General features: G+C 55.3%; 15 protein-coding genes. 7 read left to right on the forward strand and 8 right to left on the reverse strand.

Annotated elements, in window-relative coordinates; genetic code table 11:
- The first annotated feature begins 190 nt into the window (after positions 1-190).
- The 5 genes from JXR15_RS12145 to JXR15_RS12165 all read left to right on the forward strand — a co-directional run bounded on the left by JXR15_RS12145 (position 191) and on the right by JXR15_RS12165 (position 5585).
- Entirely contained in the window at positions 191-1405 is a 1215-nt protein-coding gene (locus JXR15_RS12145) for an NADP-dependent isocitrate dehydrogenase (RefSeq protein WP_299420819.1), read from the forward strand.
- A 140-nt stretch (positions 1406-1545) separates the two neighbouring features.
- The gene (locus JXR15_RS12150) at positions 1546-2166 is read left to right on the forward strand and encodes a YitT family protein (protein WP_422053475.1); all 621 of its coding nucleotides are present in this window, start codon (positions 1546-1548) and stop codon (positions 2164-2166) included.
- Between the two features lie 16 nt (positions 2167-2182).
- Positions 2183-2518, forward strand: coding sequence for a DMT family transporter (locus JXR15_RS12155; RefSeq protein ID WP_294119280.1), 336 nt, complete (start codon positions 2183-2185; stop codon positions 2516-2518).
- A gap of 70 nt (positions 2519-2588) precedes the next feature.
- Positions 2589-4409 (forward strand): translational GTPase TypA, encoded by a 1821-nt coding sequence (gene typA, locus JXR15_RS12160; protein WP_422053476.1) that lies wholly within the window; start codon positions 2589-2591, stop codon positions 4407-4409.
- 114 nt (positions 4410-4523) lie between these two features.
- Positions 4524-5585, forward strand: coding sequence for a hypothetical protein (locus JXR15_RS12165; protein ID WP_422053477.1), 1062 nt, complete (start codon positions 4524-4526; stop codon positions 5583-5585).
- Between the two features lie 4 nt (positions 5586-5589).
- Here JXR15_RS12165 and JXR15_RS12170 read toward each other — a convergent pair whose 3' ends face one another.
- The 5 genes from JXR15_RS12170 to recA all read right to left on the reverse strand — a co-directional run bounded on the left by JXR15_RS12170 (position 5590) and on the right by recA (position 11367).
- Positions 5590-6372, reverse strand: a complete 783-nt coding sequence (locus JXR15_RS12170) for a class II glutamine amidotransferase (protein WP_422053478.1) — start codon at positions 6370-6372, stop codon at positions 5590-5592.
- Positions 6373-6582: 210 nt separating this feature from the next.
- Entirely contained in the window at positions 6583-6870 is a 288-nt protein-coding gene (locus tag JXR15_RS12175) for a DUF1330 domain-containing protein (protein ID WP_164642773.1), read from the reverse strand.
- Between the two features lie 78 nt (positions 6871-6948).
- A complete protein-coding gene (gene alaS, locus JXR15_RS12180) occupies positions 6949-9621 on the reverse strand; it encodes an alanine--tRNA ligase (protein WP_422053479.1) in 2673 nt (890 codons plus the stop codon).
- Positions 9622-9751: 130 nt separating this feature from the next.
- Positions 9752-10273: a hypothetical protein gene (locus JXR15_RS12185; protein ID WP_422053719.1), complete on the reverse strand. Its 522-nt coding sequence runs from the start codon at positions 10271-10273 to the stop codon at positions 9752-9754.
- A gap of 20 nt (positions 10274-10293) precedes the next feature.
- Complete coding sequence (gene recA, locus JXR15_RS12190; protein ID WP_422053480.1) at positions 10294-11367, reverse strand: recombinase RecA; 1074 nt, start codon at positions 11365-11367, stop codon at positions 10294-10296.
- A gap of 195 nt (positions 11368-11562) precedes the next feature.
- Here recA and JXR15_RS12195 point away from each other — a divergent pair, with 195 nt between their 5' ends.
- Positions 11563-12162 carry a gamma-glutamyl kinase gene (locus JXR15_RS12195; RefSeq protein WP_422053481.1) on the forward strand — a complete coding sequence of 200 codons (600 nt, stop codon included), beginning with the start codon at positions 11563-11565 and terminating at the stop codon, positions 12160-12162.
- Here JXR15_RS12195 and JXR15_RS12200 read toward each other — a convergent pair.
- Both JXR15_RS12200 and JXR15_RS12205 read right to left on the reverse strand, forming a co-directional pair.
- Positions 12159-14375 (reverse strand): ATP-binding protein, encoded by a 2217-nt coding sequence (locus JXR15_RS12200; protein WP_422053720.1) that lies wholly within the window; start codon positions 14373-14375, stop codon positions 12159-12161. The genes JXR15_RS12195 and JXR15_RS12200 overlap by 4 nt on opposite strands.
- Positions 14376-14558: 183 nt before the next feature.
- A complete protein-coding gene (locus JXR15_RS12205) occupies positions 14559-15707 on the reverse strand; it encodes an RsmB/NOP family class I SAM-dependent RNA methyltransferase (protein ID WP_422053482.1) in 1149 nt (382 codons plus the stop codon).
- A 279-nt stretch (positions 15708-15986) separates the two neighbouring features.
- Here JXR15_RS12205 and JXR15_RS12210 point away from each other — a divergent pair, with 279 nt between their 5' ends.
- Positions 15987-17894, forward strand: a complete 1908-nt coding sequence (locus JXR15_RS12210; RefSeq protein WP_422053483.1) for a methyl-accepting chemotaxis protein — start codon at positions 15987-15989, stop codon at positions 17892-17894.
- A gap of 85 nt (positions 17895-17979) precedes the next feature.
- Here JXR15_RS12210 and guaB read toward each other — a convergent pair whose 3' ends face one another.
- Positions 17980-19428 (reverse strand): IMP dehydrogenase, encoded by a 1449-nt coding sequence (gene guaB / locus JXR15_RS12215; protein ID WP_422053484.1) that lies wholly within the window; start codon positions 19426-19428, stop codon positions 17980-17982.
- Positions 19429-19430 lie beyond the last annotated feature (2 nt).

Raw genomic sequence — 19430 nt, forward strand, 5'->3', positions numbered from 1 at the left:
CACTACCTGCATCGCTTGTCGTGGTCGAGAACCCCCGGCTCTTTGTCAAAAACAATTGTCATGCTACGTTTCACGCAACAAAAATTCGCGTCCAGCTTAAACTGTATACAATCGCATACAAAGCCTTCCCAAGATGGTCAAAATCGCTTAGGAGAGGCGCCAAATACGACTCGGTTCACAGGAGACCCCCATGACCAAGATCAAAGTGGAAAATCCCATCGTCGAGATGGATGGCGATGAAATGACACGCATCATCTGGCAATTCATCAAAGACAAACTGATGCTGCCATACTTGGACCTTGACCTTCTGTACTACGATCTTGGCATCGAAGAGCGGGACCGCACCGAAGACCAAATCACCATCGACGCCGCAGAAAAAACCAAAGAGGTTGGCGTGGCAATCAAATGTGCCACAATCACCCCGGATGAGCAGCGCGTTGAGGAATTTGGCCTCAAAAAGATGTGGCGTTCGCCCAACGGCACGATCCGTAACATCCTTGGTGGTGTGGTCTTCCGCCAGCCAATCATCTGTCGCAACGTACCGCGCCTTGTGCCGGGCTGGACCTCTCCAATTGTTGTGGGCCGTCATGCGTTTGGTGACCAGTACAAAGCCACCGATTTCACCTTCCCGGGTGCAGGCAAGCTGACCATGAAGTTTGTTGGCGAAGATGGCACCGTGATTGAGAAAGAAGTCTATGACGCGCCCTCTGCTGGCGTCTATCAGGCGATGTACAACCTCGACAGCTCGATCATCGATTTTGCTCGCGCCTCGCTGAACTACGGCCTGAACCTCGGGTGGCCGGTGTATCTCTCGACCAAGAACACCATCCTGAAAGCCTATGACGGCCGCTTCAAAGACCTGTTCCAAAAGGTCTATGAAGAAGAGTTCGAAGAGAAATTCAAAGCCGCTGGCATCTGGTATGAACACCGCCTGATCGACGATATGGTCGCCTGTGCCATGAAGTGGAACGGCAAGTTTGTTTGGGCCTGTAAAAACTACGATGGTGACGTGCAATCCGACACCGTGGCACAGGGCTTCGGCTCGCTTGGCCTGATGACCTCGCAGCTGATGACGCCGGATGGAAAAATTGTAGAGGCCGAAGCGGCGCACGGCACCGTGACCCGCCACTACCGGCAGCACCAGAAAGGCGAAGCCACCTCCACCAACTCAATTGCCTCGATCTACGCCTGGACCGGCGGTCTGAAGCACCGCGCGAAACTGGACAACAACATTGCCCTGCGCGCCTTTGCTGAAACTCTTGAGCGCGTGATCATCGAGACCGTGGAAAGCGGCTTTATGACCAAAGATTTGGCGCTTCTTGTTGGCCCGGATCAAGGCTGGATGACCACGATGGGCTTCCTCGAAAAGATCGACGAAAACCTCAACAAAGCGCTCGCTGGCTAATCCCTGAGACAAAATGCCCTAAGGCGCGCACACCGCGCCTTAGGACGCCCTTTACCAACCGCTCGGTAGACCCCAGCTGCATAGCGGCCTTGCGCCGCACCCCCTAGACAGCTGCGCCGCGCTGCGGCAAATCCGGTGCCATGGTAAGTTTTATTGAATCTCCAAGCCCTGAAAAACACAGCCCTTTTGACGATATTCAGGGGTTGATTGTCGGTACACTTCTGGTGGCGCTGTCGGTGCAGTTCTTACAGGCGGTTGATCTGTTCACGGGCCAGATTGCCGGCCTGTCTCTGGTCGCGGCCAAAGCCACGGGGCTCTCCTTCGGCGCGCTCTTCTTTGTTTTGAACCTGCCGTTCTATATAATCGCTTACCTGCGCATGGGCTGGTTCTTCACGCTCAAGACCTTTGCCGCGGTAGGCCTACTGACGCTTTGGACCTTTTTGCTCCCACAGGCATTCCAAATCGCCACGGTACACCCGCTGGTTGGCGCAGTACTCGCAGGGGTAACAGCTGGCGCAGGTCTGATTGTTCTCTTTCGCCATGGCGCCACTTTGGGCGGCGTTGGCATTGTGGCCGTATGGTTGCAGGACACCAAAGGCATCAAGGCCGGTTGGGTCCAACTTGGTTTCGACGTTTTTGTCTTTGGTCTCGCGGTGTCGTTTTTTGACCTCAACGCGGTGATCTTCTCGCTGATTGGCGCAGCCGTTACCAATATCATGATCGCAACAAATCACCGTCGCGATCGCTACATCGCGCGCTAACCCACAAGGGACGCGCATGCCCAAAGCCTATCTGATCCTACTGGTCGCCGTTGTGTTTGAAACCATCGGCACCGCAGCGCTGCAAGCCAGCCAGCAATTCACCAAACCTATTCCCTCGATTATCGTCGTGATTGGCTATGGCCTCGCCTTCTACATGATGGCGCAAACCCTGCGCTACTTACCGGTCGGCATCACCTACGCCGTCTGGTCTGGCCTTGGCATCATTTCCATATCCATCATCGCCTATTTTGCGTTTGGCCAAAAACTCGATCTGGCGGCGATTTTGGGAATGGGGCTGATTGTTGCCGGTATTCTTGTTATAAACCTGTTTTCTAAGACTGCCGTTCACTAACTGACATTAAAGGGGTGGCCTTTTGGGGAAACCCGCGTTAGGGCGAGCGCGAACAGGAAAGGCTGCCCTTATGGATCTTCGCAATATCGCCATCATCGCCCACGTTGACCACGGCAAAACCACGCTTGTGGATGAGCTGCTGAAACAGTCGGGTGCATTCCGGGAAAACCAGGAAGTGGCCGAGCGCGCCATGGACAGCGACGCGCTGGAGCGTGAGCGCGGCATCACCATCTTTGCCAAGCCAACCAGCGTTGAGTGGAAAGGCACCCGCATCAACATCGTGGACACCCCTGGCCACGCCGACTTTGGGGGCGAGGTTGAGCGTATCCTGTCGATGGTAGACGGTGTGGTTCTGCTCGTGGACGCGGCTGAAGGCCCAATGCCACAAACCAAGTTTGTGACCTCCAAAGCTTTGGCCCTGGGTCTGCGTCCAATCGTGGTTCTGAACAAAGTTGATAAGCCAGACGCTGAACCCGACCGCGCATTGGACGAGTGTTTTGACCTCTTCGCATCTCTGGATGCCAACGATGACCAACTCGAATTCCCACACATGTATGCCTCTGGCCGTAACGGCTGGGCGGACGCAGAACTCGACGGTCCTCGCCAAGATTTGCACGCTTTGTTCAACCTGATTGTGAACCACGTGCCAGAACCAAAGCAGGTTCACAAACAAGAAGACGATTTCCGCATGCTGGCAACCACTTTGGGGTCTGACCCATTTGTTGGGCGCATCCTGACAGGACGTGTTGAGTCCGGCACCCTAAAAGTGGGTGCAACCGTTCAGGCGCTGACCCGCATCGGCCAAAAAATCGAACAGTTCCGTGTGACAAAAATCCAGGCCTTCCGTGGCCTCGCGCAGCAAGACATCGAAGAGGCGCAGGCCGGTGACATCGTGTCCATTGCAGGCATGACCAAAGCCACCGTGGCTGACACCATCTGTGCGCTCGCCGTAGAAGAGCCGCTCGAAGCACAACCGATTGACCCGCCCACCATCACCGTGACCTTTGGCATCAACGACAGCCCGCTGGCAGGTCGTGACGGCAAAAAGGTTCAGTCGCGCGTCATTCGTGACCGCTTGATGAAGGAAGCCGAATCCAACGTGGCGATCAAAATCGCAGATACGCCTGGCGGCGAAGCCTTTGAGGTTTCCGGTCGTGGCGAACTGCAAATGGGTGTTCTGATCGAAAACATGCGCCGCGAGGGCTTTGAGCTGTCGATCTCCCGACCACAGGTAATTATGCGCGAAGAGGACGGTCAAAAGGTAGAGCCGATCGAAGAAGCCACCATTGACGTGGATGACGAATACTCCGGCGCCGTGATTGAGAAACTGACCGGTGCCCGCAAAGGTGAGCTGGTGGAAATGCGCCCTGCAGGTGCTGGTAAGACCCGCATCATCGCGCATGTGCCGTCTCGCGGCCTGATTGGGTATCACGGTGAATTCCTGACCGACACCCGCGGCACCGGCGTTCTGAACCGCGTGTTCCACGGCTGGGCACCGTACAAGGGCGCCATCGCAGGCCGTCGCGCAGGCGTGCTGATCTCCATGGAAAACGGCTCCTCGGTGGCCTTTGCCCTTTGGAACCTCGAAGATCGCGGCAAAATGATGATTGGTGCACAGGCCGACGTCTATACCGGCATGATCATCGGCGAGCACAGCCGTGAGAACGACCTCGAAGTTAACCCGCTGAAAGGTAAGAAACTCACCAACGTGCGGGCATCCGGCACCGACGAAGCGGTCCGCCTGACCACGCCAATGACGCTCTCGCTCGAAGAAGCCATCGCCTACATCAACGACGATGAGCTAGTTGAAGTGACACCAAGCAACGTGCGCCTGCGCAAACGCTACCTCGACCCACATGAGCGTAAACGCATGGCCAAGCAAATTGGTTGATAAATGACAAAACGCCGGGGTCCTGCTCCGGCGTTTTTCTTTGACAAATGTCTTGAGTAGATGCCGAAAGTGTCTGAAGTTTGAACCATAGGACCTCGCATTTTTTAAGGCACCATGTTCACAAAAATACTCTTAGCAGTTACCACCAGCTTTTCGCTCTTATGTGCTGGCGTTCTTCACGCCCAAAACGGCGGCTTCGGCACCTACGAAAGCACCGATGTATTCTCCAAAGGGCACACACCGCAACAAGTTGGTGTTGGGATCGCAATTGATCAGATCACTTTTGTGGACCAACAAGCTGAAAACTTTGGCGTGGTTGGCACCCTATTCCTCAAGGCCAGCTATCCCGAATATGCATTTGATGCCGCCCAACATGGCAGCGACGTAAAGACTTTCAGTAACGAGGCCTTCCGCAAAAAATTAGACGAAGCAGGATCGCAACCCCCGTATTTTATCCTGCGCAATCAACAAGGGCGCCGTTTCACGCAACAGGTCTCGGTCCTGCTCAAAGCCAATGGCGACGCCACCTATGCGGAACGCTTCACCGCAACGCTGCAGGCGCCTCACTTCAACTTCAAAAGATATCCATTTGATACCCAAGAGTTCTTTGTTGAGGTGTCCTCAATGTTGCCGCTTGATTACGTGGAGTTTTATCCGCTGGAAGAGCAAAGCGGCATGGGCGATCTCTTGGGGGAAGAGGAATGGATTTTATCCAACAGCTCTTTAGAGCGGCGCGCTGTAAAAGGCATCGGCGGCGCTGACACCAGTATGGTGGCCCTGCGATTTGAAGGCACACGCCACAATCAATACTATATTCTGCGCATCCTGTTGCCGCTGCTGATCATCCTGTTTGTCAGCTGGGCGACTTTCTTTCTCGAAGAATACCGCCGCCGCATCGACATGGCCTCCGCCAATCTCTTGGTGTTTGTGGCCTTCAACTTCGCAATCTCCACCATGCTGCCCAAACTCGGCTACCTCACCTTCATGGACTCGCTGCTGGTGGGCATGTTCCTCATCACCGGCTCCATCGTACTGGTGAACATCGCTCTGCGTCGCCTAAAAACGTCAGGCCGCGAAGATCTGGCCCGAAAGCTCGACAGCTATCTCGTGATCTGGATCTTCCCGATCCTGCACGCGATTTTCCTGTTCTGGGCGGTGAAATTCTTCTTGGTCTGACGGATCAACTGAGCGGACGGAACGGCTCAATCTCATAACTGCCGTCTTTGTGAAATCTACAGAATGACCCGGCCGGGATTGCCTCCCATCCCTCTTCCGCTTCCACCAGCGGCTCACTCACCACGGCACGGCCATTTCGGCTGTCGCTGGCACGGTGATACACTGTCGGCGCCCGGTCATCAGACGCATACCGCACCGCGTAAAGCGTTTCACCATCGCTGAATGCAGCAGCCAGGCGCATATGCGGTGTTGTGCCCCGTTCCCGGCTCATGCGCTCAAGAATGCCAACGGCAATCTGTAGCGACTCTTTTGGGTGCTCATCCATGCCTTCCATCAGGCCAAGCAAAAACAACACTTCACTATCGGTCGCGCCTTTACGTTCTGGATACAGCTCATCGGGAATCAACATGTCAGCCCGCCGCCGAAACGTTTCAAACCCGCCAACTTGTCCGTTGTGCATGAAAGACCAACGCCCAACAGCAAAAGGATGGCAGTTGTTTCGACTGGTGGCGGTACCGGTCGAGGCCCGCACATGAGCCAAAAACAACCCGGATTCGACTTGCGCTGTCAGGGATTTCAAATTTGGATCAGACCACGCGGGCAGAATGTCACGATACAGCCCCGGCTCCCGCCGGTTGCCATACCACGCCAACCCAACGCCATCCCCGTTGGTCTGCGTCTTACACTCAGTCGCTTGCATGCTTTGCTGGATCAGTGAGTGATCCGGTCGTGTTACAACGTCCTCAAGGAAACATGGTTCCCCAACATAAGCGGCCCAACGACACATGCGAATTTTCTCCTGACTCCGTATCCTGACCAAATTGATACGGGATACCGTTTCTCGCGCTTACATACGCGAGAAACCGAAAGGATAGAAGTACTGAAAGCAATCAGAATGCAGAACTATTTTCTGCTTTGCGGGGCATTCAGAACGAAACTTCCCACATGCCGACGGAACGATGTCAATCATATCCCATTGGCGCAAAATGAGTTTGGTTTATTCGCTGGTTTCCACCACCATCAATTCACGCTCACTAGCGCCTCGCGCATGGTTTAGAGCCTCTTGATATTCTGGACTGTGATAGCAGGCCACCGCTGTGTCCACATCCGGGAACCGAGCCACCACATTTCGTGGCCGTTCTTTGCCTTCCAGCTGCACAAATTTACCGCCGCGCGCGATAAACTCGCCACCATGTTTGGCAATCGCCGGGCCAGCCAGCTCAGCGTATTTCCCGTATGCATCCGCATCAGTCACGGTCACATGTGCTATCCAAAGTGCGCCCATCTGGCTCTCCAATCCATTTGTCCTGCCCGACACTCTACGTGATTTGTCGGACAGGCCAAGAATATTTTGACCAAATGGTCAGCCCGCAATCACTGCTTCGGCTGCGGCAAACGCGTCGTCCGCTTTGGACGCATCTTTGGCACCACCTTGGGCCATATCTGGACGGCCACCGCCGCCTTTACCGCCCATCGGGCCAACCGCCGCGCGGACCAGGTCCACCGCGCTCAGATCACCCTTCAGGTCATCGGTCACCCCCGCGGCAACAGCGACTTTACCGCCTGTATCCGCCACCAGAAGAACCGCACCACTTTCCAAGCGGGCTTTGTGCTCATCAATCAATGGCGGCAAGTCTTTACCGGACACACCTGAAAGCACCTGCGCGAAGAATTTCACGCCGTTGATCTCTTTCGCTTCTGGACCAGCCCCCTGCCCGGCACCGCCAGACATCGCCAATTCCCGACGCAGTGTCGCCACTTCGTTTTGCAGCGCCTTTCGTTCGTCAAGCAGAGCTTTCACCCGATCCAGGATATCCGTAGGCTGCGCCTTCAACGTCCCGGCAACTTCCGCAACACGTTTGGCTTCCCGTGCGAGATGTTCAAACGCCACCTCACCAGTCAACGCCTCAATCCGGCGCACACCCGCCGAGGATGCGCTATCCGACAGCAAGACAAACACACCAATGTCGCCGGTCTGTTTGACATGGGTGCCACCACAAAGCTCGATGGAATAGGTGTCGCCGTTGTGACCCTTGCCAGTGTTGGCACGGCCCATGGACACAACGCGCACCTCGTCGCCGTATTTCTCGCCAAACAGCGCCTGTGCGCCAATCTCACGTGCATCATCCGGCGTCATCACACGGGTTTCCACCGGTGTGTTCTGACGGATGTAAGCGTTCACATCCAAGCCAACCTGTGTCAGCTCTTCCGGGCTCAACGCCTTGTTGTGGCTGAAATCAAACCGTAGGCGATCATCTGCATTGAGAGACCCACGCTGTGCCACATGATCTCCAAGCGCTTCGCGCAACGCTTCGTGCAACAAGTGGGTTGCAGAGTGGTTGGCGCGGATCGACGTGCGACGCCCATGATCCACAATCATCGCAACCGGATCACCTTTGGAAATGGTGCCACGCGCCATTTTTGCCAAATGCGCCACCAGCTTGCCGTCGGCAAACTTTTGAACCTCGGTCACATGCGCCAATTCATCTCGGTTTTCCAACCGCTCAACCAAGCCATGGTCCGCAACTTGACCACCGCTCTCAGCGTAGAAAGGCGTTTGGTTCATCACCAGCCAGCCTTCTTCGCCTTCCGCCAATGCGTCTACAAGCGCACCATCTTTCATGATAGCCTGCACCTGACCTTCCGCGGTCTCGGTGTCATATCCAAGAAATTCTGACGCGCCGCTTTCGTCCGCAACATCAAACCAAACAGCGTTCTCAGCGGTATCGCCGGACCCTTTGTGGGCCGCGCGCGCTTTGGCCTTTTGCTCCGCCATCGCGGTGTCAAAGCCATCGGTGTCCACCTCACGGCCTTTCTCGCGCAACGCATCCTGCGTCAGGTCCAGTGGAAATCCATAGGTGTCGTACAGTTTAAATGCCGCCGCGCCATCCAGTGGTGCGCCCTCAGCCAAACCATCCAGCTCGTCGTCCAGCAACTTCAGACCACGATCCAAAGTCTGCTTAAACTTGGTCTCTTCCTGCTTCAGCGTTTCCTCGATCAACGCCTGCGCTTGTCCCAACTCAGGGTAAGCCTGCCCCATCTGCTGCACCAGAGACGGCACCAACTGATGCATCACGGGATCCTTCGCGCCCAACAGGTGCGCGTGGCGCATCGCGCGACGCATGATCCGACGCAAAACATAACCACGGCCATCGTTGGACGGCATCACACCATCTGCCATCAGGAAAGACGTGGAGCGCAGGTGATCAGCAATCACGCGGTGATGTACGTTTTGATCCCCGTAAGGGTCGGTCGACGTCACATGAGCCGAGGATTCAATCAAGGCTTTGAACAGGTCGGTGTCATAGTTGTCATGGCTGCCCTGCAACAAGGCGCCGATCCGCTCCAGCCCCATGCCGGTGTCGATGGACTGAATGTCCAGTGCCTTCATCGAGCCGTCTTCAAACTGCTCGTTCTGCATGAACACGACGTTCCAGATCTCAATGAACCGGTCACCATCTTCTTCCGGCGAGCCGGGAGGACCACCCCAAATATGTTCGCCGTGGTCGTAGAAAATCTCCGTACACGGGCCACAGGGTCCTGTTGGCCCCATCTGCCAGAAGTTATCCGACGTGGCGATGCGGATGATCCGATATTCCGGAACACCAATTTTCTTCCAGATGTCATAGGCTTCTTCGTCGGTGTGATAAACCGTCACATAAAGCCGCTTGGGGTCGATGCCAAACTCGTTGGTTATCAAGTTCCACGCAAACGGAATGGCTTCTTCTTTGAAGTAATTGCCAAAGGAGAAGTTGCCCAGCATTTCAAAAAACGTGTGGTGACGCGCCGTATAGCCCACGTTGTCCAGGTCATTGTGCTTACCACCCGCACGCACACATTTTTGCGACGTGGTCGCACGCTGATAGTCGCGCTTCTCAACACCGGTGAAGAGGTTTTTGAACTGCACCATGCCGGAGTTCACAAACATCAATGTTGGGTCATTGCGTGGCACCAGCGGGCTGGACTCCACAATCTCATGGCCTTGTTTGGCAAAGTAGTTCAGAAAGGTCGACCGGATGTCGTTTAGGCTGGCCATGGGCAGATCTCTTAACGTGGGTTTCGGTATCGAAGCGGGTGTATAACCCCCACGCCCGCCTGTCCACATGACAATAGGCCTAACCTAGTGTGTCAAAGGCGGAATGCCACCATTACCGATCGTCTAGCGGTCAAGCTTTGCCCAAAACATCACCGGAACGGATCACACCATCCCGCTCGACACTGCACAAGATACCACGCAATCTGAGTGTGCAATGCTCTGGGGTACGTATCCAATCATAAGCGTCGCCGCCGTAGCGCGCCTTCCACTTCACACAAGCATCGTTGAAAACATCGGAAACACGCAACACTGCGGAGCCAACCGCCAACAGCTGACCGCTTGGTAAGTTCGCTTCCGAGGTATCAATGTCGGCTGCAAAGGTATCTCCGGGATGCAAAACCTCGCCATCTGGCGACCACACCAGATCCATCACACGCTTTGGAATGATGCACACTTGAATACCTGGGTGTGGTGCACCGTCTTCAGTGCGCAACCAGGGTTGTGTCATCCACCGTTCGCCGGGAATGCCCTGTGCTTTGGTCAGCGGGATCTCATCGACAAAACGCCGCGCATTTCGTTCAGGGCGCAAACACAAATGCGAAATGGCCGCCCCGTCTTTGGGAGCGGCCATGACATGCGGCAAAGCCCGCATCAATTCTTCAAAAGATGGGATCAATCTTCCAACAGCTCTTCGCCGCCCGGCGGCATGTCAAAGTCCAACCCGTGGGCTGCCCGAATCTTATCTTCAATCTCCAGCGCCATACGATTGTTTTCCTTAAGGAAAGTCGTGGCGTTTGCACGTCCCTGCCCAATCCGCTCATCGCCGTAGCTGAACCAACTGCCGGATTTCTCAACAACTCCAGCTTTCACACCCAGATCAAGCAATTCGCCCATCTTCGAGATGCCTTCGCCATACATGATGTCAAATTCAACTTGCTTGAAGGGCGGCGCAACTTTGTTTTTCACAACTTTTACACGGGTCGCGTTGCCCACAATTTCATCGCGATCCTTCACCGCACCAATCCGGCGAATGTCCAGGCGCACGGAGCTGTAGAACTTCAGCGCATTACCACCGGTTGTGGTTTCTGGCGAGCCAAACATCACGCCGATTTTCATCCGGATCTGGTTGATGAAAATCACCATACAGTTGGAGCGCGCAATCGAGCCGGTCAGCTTACGCATCGCCTGGCTCATAAGGCGGGCCTGCACACCCACGTTGCTGTCACCCATGTCGCCTTCGAGTTCGGACTTTGGCGTCAACGCCGCAACCGAATCGACCACAACCATGTTCACCGCACCGGAGCGCACCAACGTGTCGGTGATTTCCAATGCCTGTTCGCCAGTGTCCGGCTGTGAGATCAGCAACTCATCAAGGTTCACACCAAGTTTCTTTGCATACTGCGGATCGAGCGCGTGTTCCGCGTCGACAAAGGCGCACACGCCACCCTTTTTCTGCTCTTCTGCGATACAGTGTAGAGTCAGCGTGGTTTTGCCCGAACTTTCAGGGCCGTAGATTTCGATGATCCGCCCTTTGGGCAGCCCCCCAATCCCCAGCGCGATATCGAGGCTCAGTGAGCCCGTAGAGGTCGCTTCGATTTCCTGCGCAGGATTGTCTGCGCCCAGTTTCATAATCGAGCCCTTGCCAAACTGCCGCTCAATCTGCGCCAGCGCGCTGTCGAGCGCTTTCTGTTTGTCGGGGGATGAGGATTTCTTGGAGGTCATTGTCAAAAGATCTGCCGTTGCCATTTGCTTGGTTCCTTATTCCACACCCGCACGCGGGCGGCAATCACTGCCTGTGTTCACCTCTTGTTCTGAATTCTTATGAGATCAAAAGGAGAACAAATCAAGAGAAAAGAATAAGAACATTTTCCGTCCCCTTTGGTTAAGAACTGGTTTACAAGGTGAAAGTAACTTGTCTCTAAATCAAACAAGGCCGTGCAAATGCTTGTTTTCTGGAAAGAAAAACTTGTGTTCCTGTCTGTTCCCAAGACCGGCACAACAGCCATCGAAGAAGCTTTGGCTCCCTCGGCAGACATGGTGATTTCCAATCCACCGGAACTCAAACACGCCCCAGTGTATCGCTACAACCGCTTTTTCCGTCCGATGTTTGAACGTGCGTGCAAGACCGACGATCTGGAATTACTGGCCGTTATGCGCGAACCGGTGAGCTGGCTCGCAAGTTGGTATCGCTACCGCCGCCGTGACTTCATGCGCGGGCATGCAAACTCCACCCATGAGGTGAGTTTTGAGGAGTTTGTGCAGGAGTATATGAAGGGTGACAAAAAGGCACCTTACGCCAATGTCGGCAGCCAAGCAAAATTTCTGGAACCGCGCCCAAATGGTGTCAAGGTGGACCATCTTTTCCGCTACGAGGATCAACCGCGCTTGTTGTCCTTTCTTGAGGACCGCCTTGCGCAAAAGATCCAACTGGAACGTCGAAACAGCTCTCCCGAAATTCCGCTGGATTTGCCAGAACCAACCATGGGTAAGCTGCGTAAGAAATGCGCGGCGGAGTTCGAGCTTTATGAAAACCTGACCTAAGCGCTGGAAATTCTTGCGTACACGGCTTCGGTTAAGTCGCTGAGCGAAAATGGTTTGGGAAGAAAACTGGAATTTTCAATCCGTGCCTGATCATCAGAAAAGCTGTCCTCGGCATAGCCGGATACAAAAATTACGGGCACATTTGGATAGTTTTCGCGGGCCTGACGCACCCAACTCGGCCCGTCCATCCCCGGCATAATCACATCGCTGACAAACACGTCTATTTGCGGATGGTCCATGTCCAGCACTTCAAGTGCCTCTTCTCCGGAAGCCGCCTCTAGCACCGTGAACCCGCGCATCTTGAGCGCCCGGGTCGCAAAAGACCGCACAGGCGCCTCATCTTCCACCAGCAACACCACGCCGCTGTGCTGCACTTCCGGCAGGTCAGGACGTTTGCCAAGCTCCGGCACAGCAACCTGTTCGGCAGCAGCGCCATGTGCCGGGAACATCAAAGTAAAAGTGGTCCCCACCCCTTCGGAACTGTCCACAAAGATGTAGCCGCCCGTCTGTTTCACGATGCCGTAGGCTGTGCTCAATCCAAGACCAGTGCCTTCGCCGGTTTTCTTGGTGGTAAAAAACGGTTCAAAGACCTTTTGCAGCTTGTCCTGCGCGATGCCGATACCTTGATCTGCGACCGTCACGGACACGTAGTTGCCAACTGGAACAATCACGCGATCCCGCTCGAGTGGTGCATCCAGCTCAACACTTTCAGTGGTCACCCGAATCTCACCACCGTCCGGCATGGCGTCTCGTGCATTCACAACTAGGTTCATAAGCACCTGTTCCAACTGCCGTTTATCCGCACGGATGGCCGGCAGCACGGGATCATTGTTCAGCGTCAATGCCACACGCTCTCCCACTAAGCGATTCAAAAGGTGGGTCAAATCCGCCAAGGTATTGCGCAGGTCCAACACTTCGGGACGCAGGTTTTGCTTTCGGGAAAACGCCAGCAATTGCCCAACCAGCGCGGCGGCTCGGTTGGCGTTTTGGTTGATCTGAATGAGGTCGGCATAATCCGCATCACCTTGATCGTGACGCAACAACAACAGGTCACAATGCCCTGAAATCGCAGTCAAAAGGTTGTTGAAATCATGCGCCACGCCGCCTGCCAATTGGCCAATCGCCTGCATCTTTTGACTTTGCACAAACTGGGCTTCTAATGACTTAAGTTCGGTTGCATCGCTCAGAACCGCAATCAAAGAGGTCTCACCACCTTCCACCACACGGTTCAAACTGACCTGCACAATTACTTCCTTGTCGTCGCGCTTCAAACGCAAAAACTCGGATTGATTGACCGCTTTACCCTGAGCGGCCTCCATCAGCCAATCTACAATCGACCGCCCCAACCCTTCCATCAGGTCACCAATAAAGGACTTGGACGAGATCTCCATATTCACCAGAGACCGGGCTGCTCGGTTGGCCAGAAGCACATCACCGGCAGGGCTAACCTTCAAAAGCGCGACCGGCAGCTCATCGAACTGTACCGCCCCATCCCGCATCACAGGCACTTCGGTCGGCAGCAGATAGATTTCGCGACGCCCGGCTGTGGCCTCAAATTCGGCCACCAAACACTGTTGTTCCCCGTTTGATGTGTGCACAACTGTGGCACTGCGCAGATCTTGAACATCCGGGCCAAACACATCCGCGATGGTTTTTTTGCGTTCTCCCAAAAGATGCCGCGCTGCCGGATTCATAAACAGGACAGTACCAGACCGGCCAACGGTCAGCATCGGCAACCGCGGCGCACCACCTGAATGTTGTGCGTCCGCGACTGGGCTGGTTCGCTGGATGCTCCACAACAGCACGCCATATTCCAGCACCTTCACTGTCAGTCGCATCATAGTATCGCGAAGCGACAGCTCTTCCTCACATTGGCCATTCGAAAGGCCGCTGACAATCATGTCACGTACCTTGCCTTCGGCGTCCAATATTTGATCTGAAAGAGCGTCGACCATTGTGTCGCGCGCGCCCATGCCGGCTTCCATCGCAGCCTGATTTGCGTAGATGATTTGACCTTCGGGGTTGGAAACAAACATCAAATCAGAAGCATCTTCAAACATGCGCCGTAAAAGCGACACAGCCCGCATTTGCGCTGCCTTGCGGCGCAAGGACACCATCAAGCTTACCGCCGCGCCTAAACCTAGAAGACCGCTGGCAAAAACCATCGCTGCCCGCATCGGACCAGCCTGCAAAAGAACAGCCGTGACCACCATGACCAACGCGGCCAATGCAAGGATTCCGGCATGATGAGGAGTGTCACCCAAATGGCGGGGAGCAGGCCCTTTGGCCACTGTCGAATTGGACACGTCTGCACCTATTCTTTTACGTCTTCGTTAATATGCATCAAATTATCTTAAACACGCATTAACGAAGACAGAAGAAAAAGCGTAAGTCCGTTATTTTTTTCGCAAAATCGCCCCAAAGAACCCGTCACCGCCGTCGGAAAGCAAGAATTGGCGGTGCCAGACAAGCTCCCAGGCCGGATTGTTTTGCAAAAAGCGATCAGTTTGCGCTGCGTTTTCCGCCTCTAGAACCGAACAGGTTGCGTAGACCAGCACGCCGTCAGGAGCCACATAGGTTTTGGCCTGTTCCAGAATTTCCGATTGTGTCATTTCCAGCTGTGCCAAATCCGCAGGCGTAAACCGCCATTTTGCATCCGGCGCGCGTCGCCAGGTGCCACTTCCAGAGCAAGGCACATCACACAGCACCACATCGTAAGGTGCGCACGCCTGCGGCTCTTCTACTATCTGCACATTCACCCCGGCGCGCTTCGCCCGGGCCGGAAGATCTGCCATCCGCTGCGGCAACGCATCATGCGCAAAATAGGACGCATCCGCACGACCGGCCATTGCCAGCGTCTTGCCGCCGCCGCCTGCGCAATAGTCCAACACTTTCATGCTGTTATCGATCGAAAGTGCCGCAACCAATGCCTGGCTGGAGGCATCCTGAAGTTCGACCAGACCTGTGAGATAAGCCGCGTTGTTCTTAACGCGCCGCGCGCCTTCGGTCACCTCCAAAGCCGTGTCCACCAAATCCATCGGGCGGACCATAATGCCGTCCTGTGCCAGCACCTCTTGCGCCGCTGCCACTGTGGTTTTTCCGAGGTTGACCCGCAGGATAACTGGCGCTCTGCCCCGGAGCGCGTCGTGAGTTGCCTCAAACGCCGCGCCCAAGCTGGCACGCATTGGCGCATGCAGCCACTCTGGCAGGTCCAACGGCTCTTCCCCGTCCGATGTTGTGCTGTCTTTTTCAGTCAACGGGGCTGGTCCGTATCCATTGCCGCTGAACAAATCATCCAGGTCCGCGCCATCCTGACGCAGGATGCCAATCATCAAGCCGCGACCATGCGGGCCACCACCAAAAAACGCGGCAGACTCTCTGCGGCGCAGGGCGTCAAACACGTGATCACGCACCGCAGCACGGTCCTTGGAGCCCGCAAATCGACTGCGGCGTGCCCAGCTTGTCAGCGCTTTTTCAGCTGGGGTGCCGTCCAGGATCTGATCCAGAATTTCAATTGCGGCTTGTACACGCGCTGCTGGCGTCATATGCTTGTCCTATTCCTTACGCGGTAGTGCGTGGGCCGTTGACCACATCAAGATCAACCGTTCCTGCTCTACATCAGGCCTCCCCCATATCGCAAGCTGACAGGCGCCGCCTAAAAAACAGGTGCCAATCAACGTTGAGATGAAATCACGCCGTTAACTTTCTTTCCTAGATTGCAAAATGCGCTGTCGCCAAACAAATAAGGCCTCTCATAAGTCTTCTTTAAGCCTGGCATCTGTACCTCGACCGGTAACCAGCCAACAACTTCGAGAGTTGAGTCCATGCCAGCTATTCTAACCAGACTGTCCACACGGATCAGTGCCATCGCCGTTGTGGCCTTGGCCCTGGCCGTTGTCCTCACCCTTTTGCTGCAAAATCACATGCGCAATACGGTGGAAACCATGTACAACACTAAGCTCCTTGAGCTTACCGAAACCGCAACCAGCCTGCTTGCGAAGTTGGACCAAGGGGTGCAGGAGGGCAAATACAACGCCGAAGAGGCCCACGCCTTGGGCCGAGAACAACTCGAAGCGCTGTCTTATGGTGACAATGGCTATATGTTTGCCTTCGACACCGACTATATCATGACCGCACACCCACATCGCCCCCAGTGGATAGGCCACAACCAAGCCGGCCTAGAAGATCCCAACGGTGTCAAAATCTTTGAGGAAATGCGTAAAGTTGCCATGGAAAACGGAAGTGGTACCCTAATCTATCACTTCCAAAAACCAGACAGTGATCTGCAAGAAGCCAAAATCGGTTTTGCCATTCACTTTGAGCCTTGGAACTGGATTGTTGGCACAGGCGCTTACCTGTCCGATATCGAGGCAGAGATGGCCAAAATCCGCAACAAAGCCTTGACCATCTTGGGCGGCATCCTTGTTGTCCTGTCACTGGTGGCCTACTTCATCACCCGCAGCGTGACCGGTCCAATGGGCACTTTGCGCGGACGTATGGCCGACCTCGCCGAGGGTGACACAGAGGCGGACATTCCTTTCACGCAAACTCAGAACGAATTGGGCGACATGGCGCGTACCCTAGATGTGTTCCGCGCCGCTTTGCTGCGTCAGCGCGAACTGGAAGCCAGCCAGAAAGAAGCCGCCGCCGTACAGTCCGAAGTGGTGGAAACCCTGTCCGACCACCTTTCTGACCTATCCGGTGGCGATCTAACGTCAAACATCACCGCCGTCTTCCCTGAGGAATACGAAAAGCTGCGCGAAGATTTCAACGCTTCCATCACCAACCTCAGCCGCACCGTGACCGATGTTGTTGAGTCCTCCCAATCCATACACAACGGCGCAACCGAAATCAGTCAGGCGTCTGATGATCTCTCCAAACGTACGGAGAGTCAGGCTGCCACGCTGGAAGAAACAGCGGCCGCGCTCGATGACCTGACACGCTCTGTAAAAGCGGCAGCAGACGGCGCGCGCGACGTCGAAGGCACCATGCAGACTGCCAAGACTGAAGCTGAGGAAAGTGGAGAAGTGGTGCGCAATGCCGTCTCCGCCATGACCGAGATCGAACAAAGTTCGACCCATATTTCACAGATCATCTCGGTGATCGACGACATTGCCTTCCAGACCAATCTGCTTGCGCTGAACGCGGGTGTGGAAGCCGCCCGTGCTGGCGACGCTGGCCGTGGCTTTGCGGTTGTGGCTTCTGAGGTTCGTAAACTGGCGCATAGCTCGTCCGAAGCGGCTAACGAGATCAAAGCACTCATCGACAAATCATCGGAGCAAGTGGATCGCGGAGTGAACCTTGTTGGTCAAACCGGCGATGCGCTGAGCTTGATCGTAGAACGTGTTGTGCACATCTCCGGCATGGTTTCCGCCATTGCTGATGGCGCCACAGAGCAATCCCAAAGCTTGGCAGAGATCAACGCTGGCGTAATGCAGCTGGATCAGGTCACTCAAAAGAACGCCGCCATGGTCGAAGAGTCTACTGCTGCGACACATCTTCTGAAATCGGACGCCGTTGGTTTGGCCAATATGGTGAGCCATTTCAAACTGGGAAACAAAAGCAAGGCCAGCAAACAACAAGCGCCTGCCGAAGTGACAGAGGCCGATTGGCAAGAAGATAAAAAAGCCGACGCGCCAAAACAAAAGGCAAAGCCAGCGACACCGAAACCCGCGGCCCAAAGCTTTAGCTCTAACGGCAACGCAGCTGAAGAAACATGGACTGATTTCTAGTACGTCTAAAAACGCTAAAGAAAGGGCTGACCCCGCCAAGGGTCAGCCCTTTCTCATTTCTTAAATTCGCTATCGAAAAGGGCGATCACCCAATCCGGTAGTTTGGCGCTTCACGGGTGATCTGCACATCATGCACGTGGCTTTCTTTCAGACCGGCACCGGTGATTTTCACAAACTTACAGTTTTTGCGCATCTCGGCCACAGTCGCGTTTCCGGTGTAGCCCATCGCAGCGCGCAAGCCGCCCACCAGCTGATGAACAACAGTGCCCGCAGGACCCTTGTAAGGCACCTGCCCTTCGATGCCTTCCGGTACCAGCTTGTCGCTGGCCGCGTCTTTTTGGAAATACCGATCCGCAGACCCGCGCGCCATGGCGCCAAGCGAGCCCATGCCACGGTAGGACTTAAATGACCGGCCTTGGTACAAGATCACTTCACCCGGGCTTTCATCAGTACCCGCAATCATCGAGCCAACCATGGCGCAGGACGCACCTGCCGCGATGGCTTTGGCAAAGTCACCGGAGAACTTGATGCCACCATCGGCAATCACCGGCACATCACCGGCAGCGGTGGCGCAATCATCAATCGCGGTCAGCTGTGGCACGCCGACACCGGCCACCATGCGAGTGGTACAGATCGAGCCTGGGCCGATGCCCACTTTCACCGCATCCGCACCGGCATCAATCAGCGCTTTGGTGGCGTCGCCAGTGGCCACGTTGCCTGCGATCACCTGGACCGCGCTGGAGAAGTTTTTTACACGTTTCACAGCATCAATCACGCCTTGAGAGTGGCCGTGTGCGGTGTCAATCACCACAATGTCCACACCGGCATCAATCAGCATCTCAGAGCGCGCAAAACCGCTATCTCCCACCGAGGAGGCCGCAGCTACCCGAAGGCGGCCCAAGTCGTCCTTACAAGCAGTTGGGTTCAACACTGCCTGTTCCGTGTCCTTCAAAGTCAACAGACCGGTCAATTTTCCGGTGCCATCATGTACCAACAGCTTTTCAATCCGGCGGGCTCGCATCAGGCTCTTGGCCTCTTCCAAATCCGCTGGCTCTTGCAGCATAGCCAGATCATTTGTGGTCATCATGGCGTGCACGGGCGTGTCATCAGACTGGGCAAACCGCATGTCACGGTTGGTCACAATGCCAACCACACGTCCCCGCTCATCCACAACAGGAAAACCCGTGAACCGATACCGCTCGATCAGCGCCTTGGCATCTGCCAGCGTCTGGTTTGGCGTCAACGTGACCGGATTATACACAATCCCGCTCTCAAAACGCTTCACCCGACGCACCTCCCGCGCCTGTTGGTCGGCGTCGAGGTTCTTGTGGATCACCCCCATGCCACCAGCCTGCGCCATGGCAATCGCCATTCGGCTTTCAGTCACAGTGTCCATCGCCGAACTCAGCAACGGAATGTTGAGATCGATGGATTTTGTGACCTTCGTGCGCGTGTCCGCCGTAGACGGCAAAACAACCGACGCAGCCGGAACCAGTAGAACATCATCGAAGGTGAGGGCCTCACGAATCTCCATCG

This window comes from Shimia sp. (assembly GCF_049116215.1).
GTDB lineage: Bacteria > Pseudomonadota > Alphaproteobacteria > Rhodobacterales > Rhodobacteraceae > Shimia.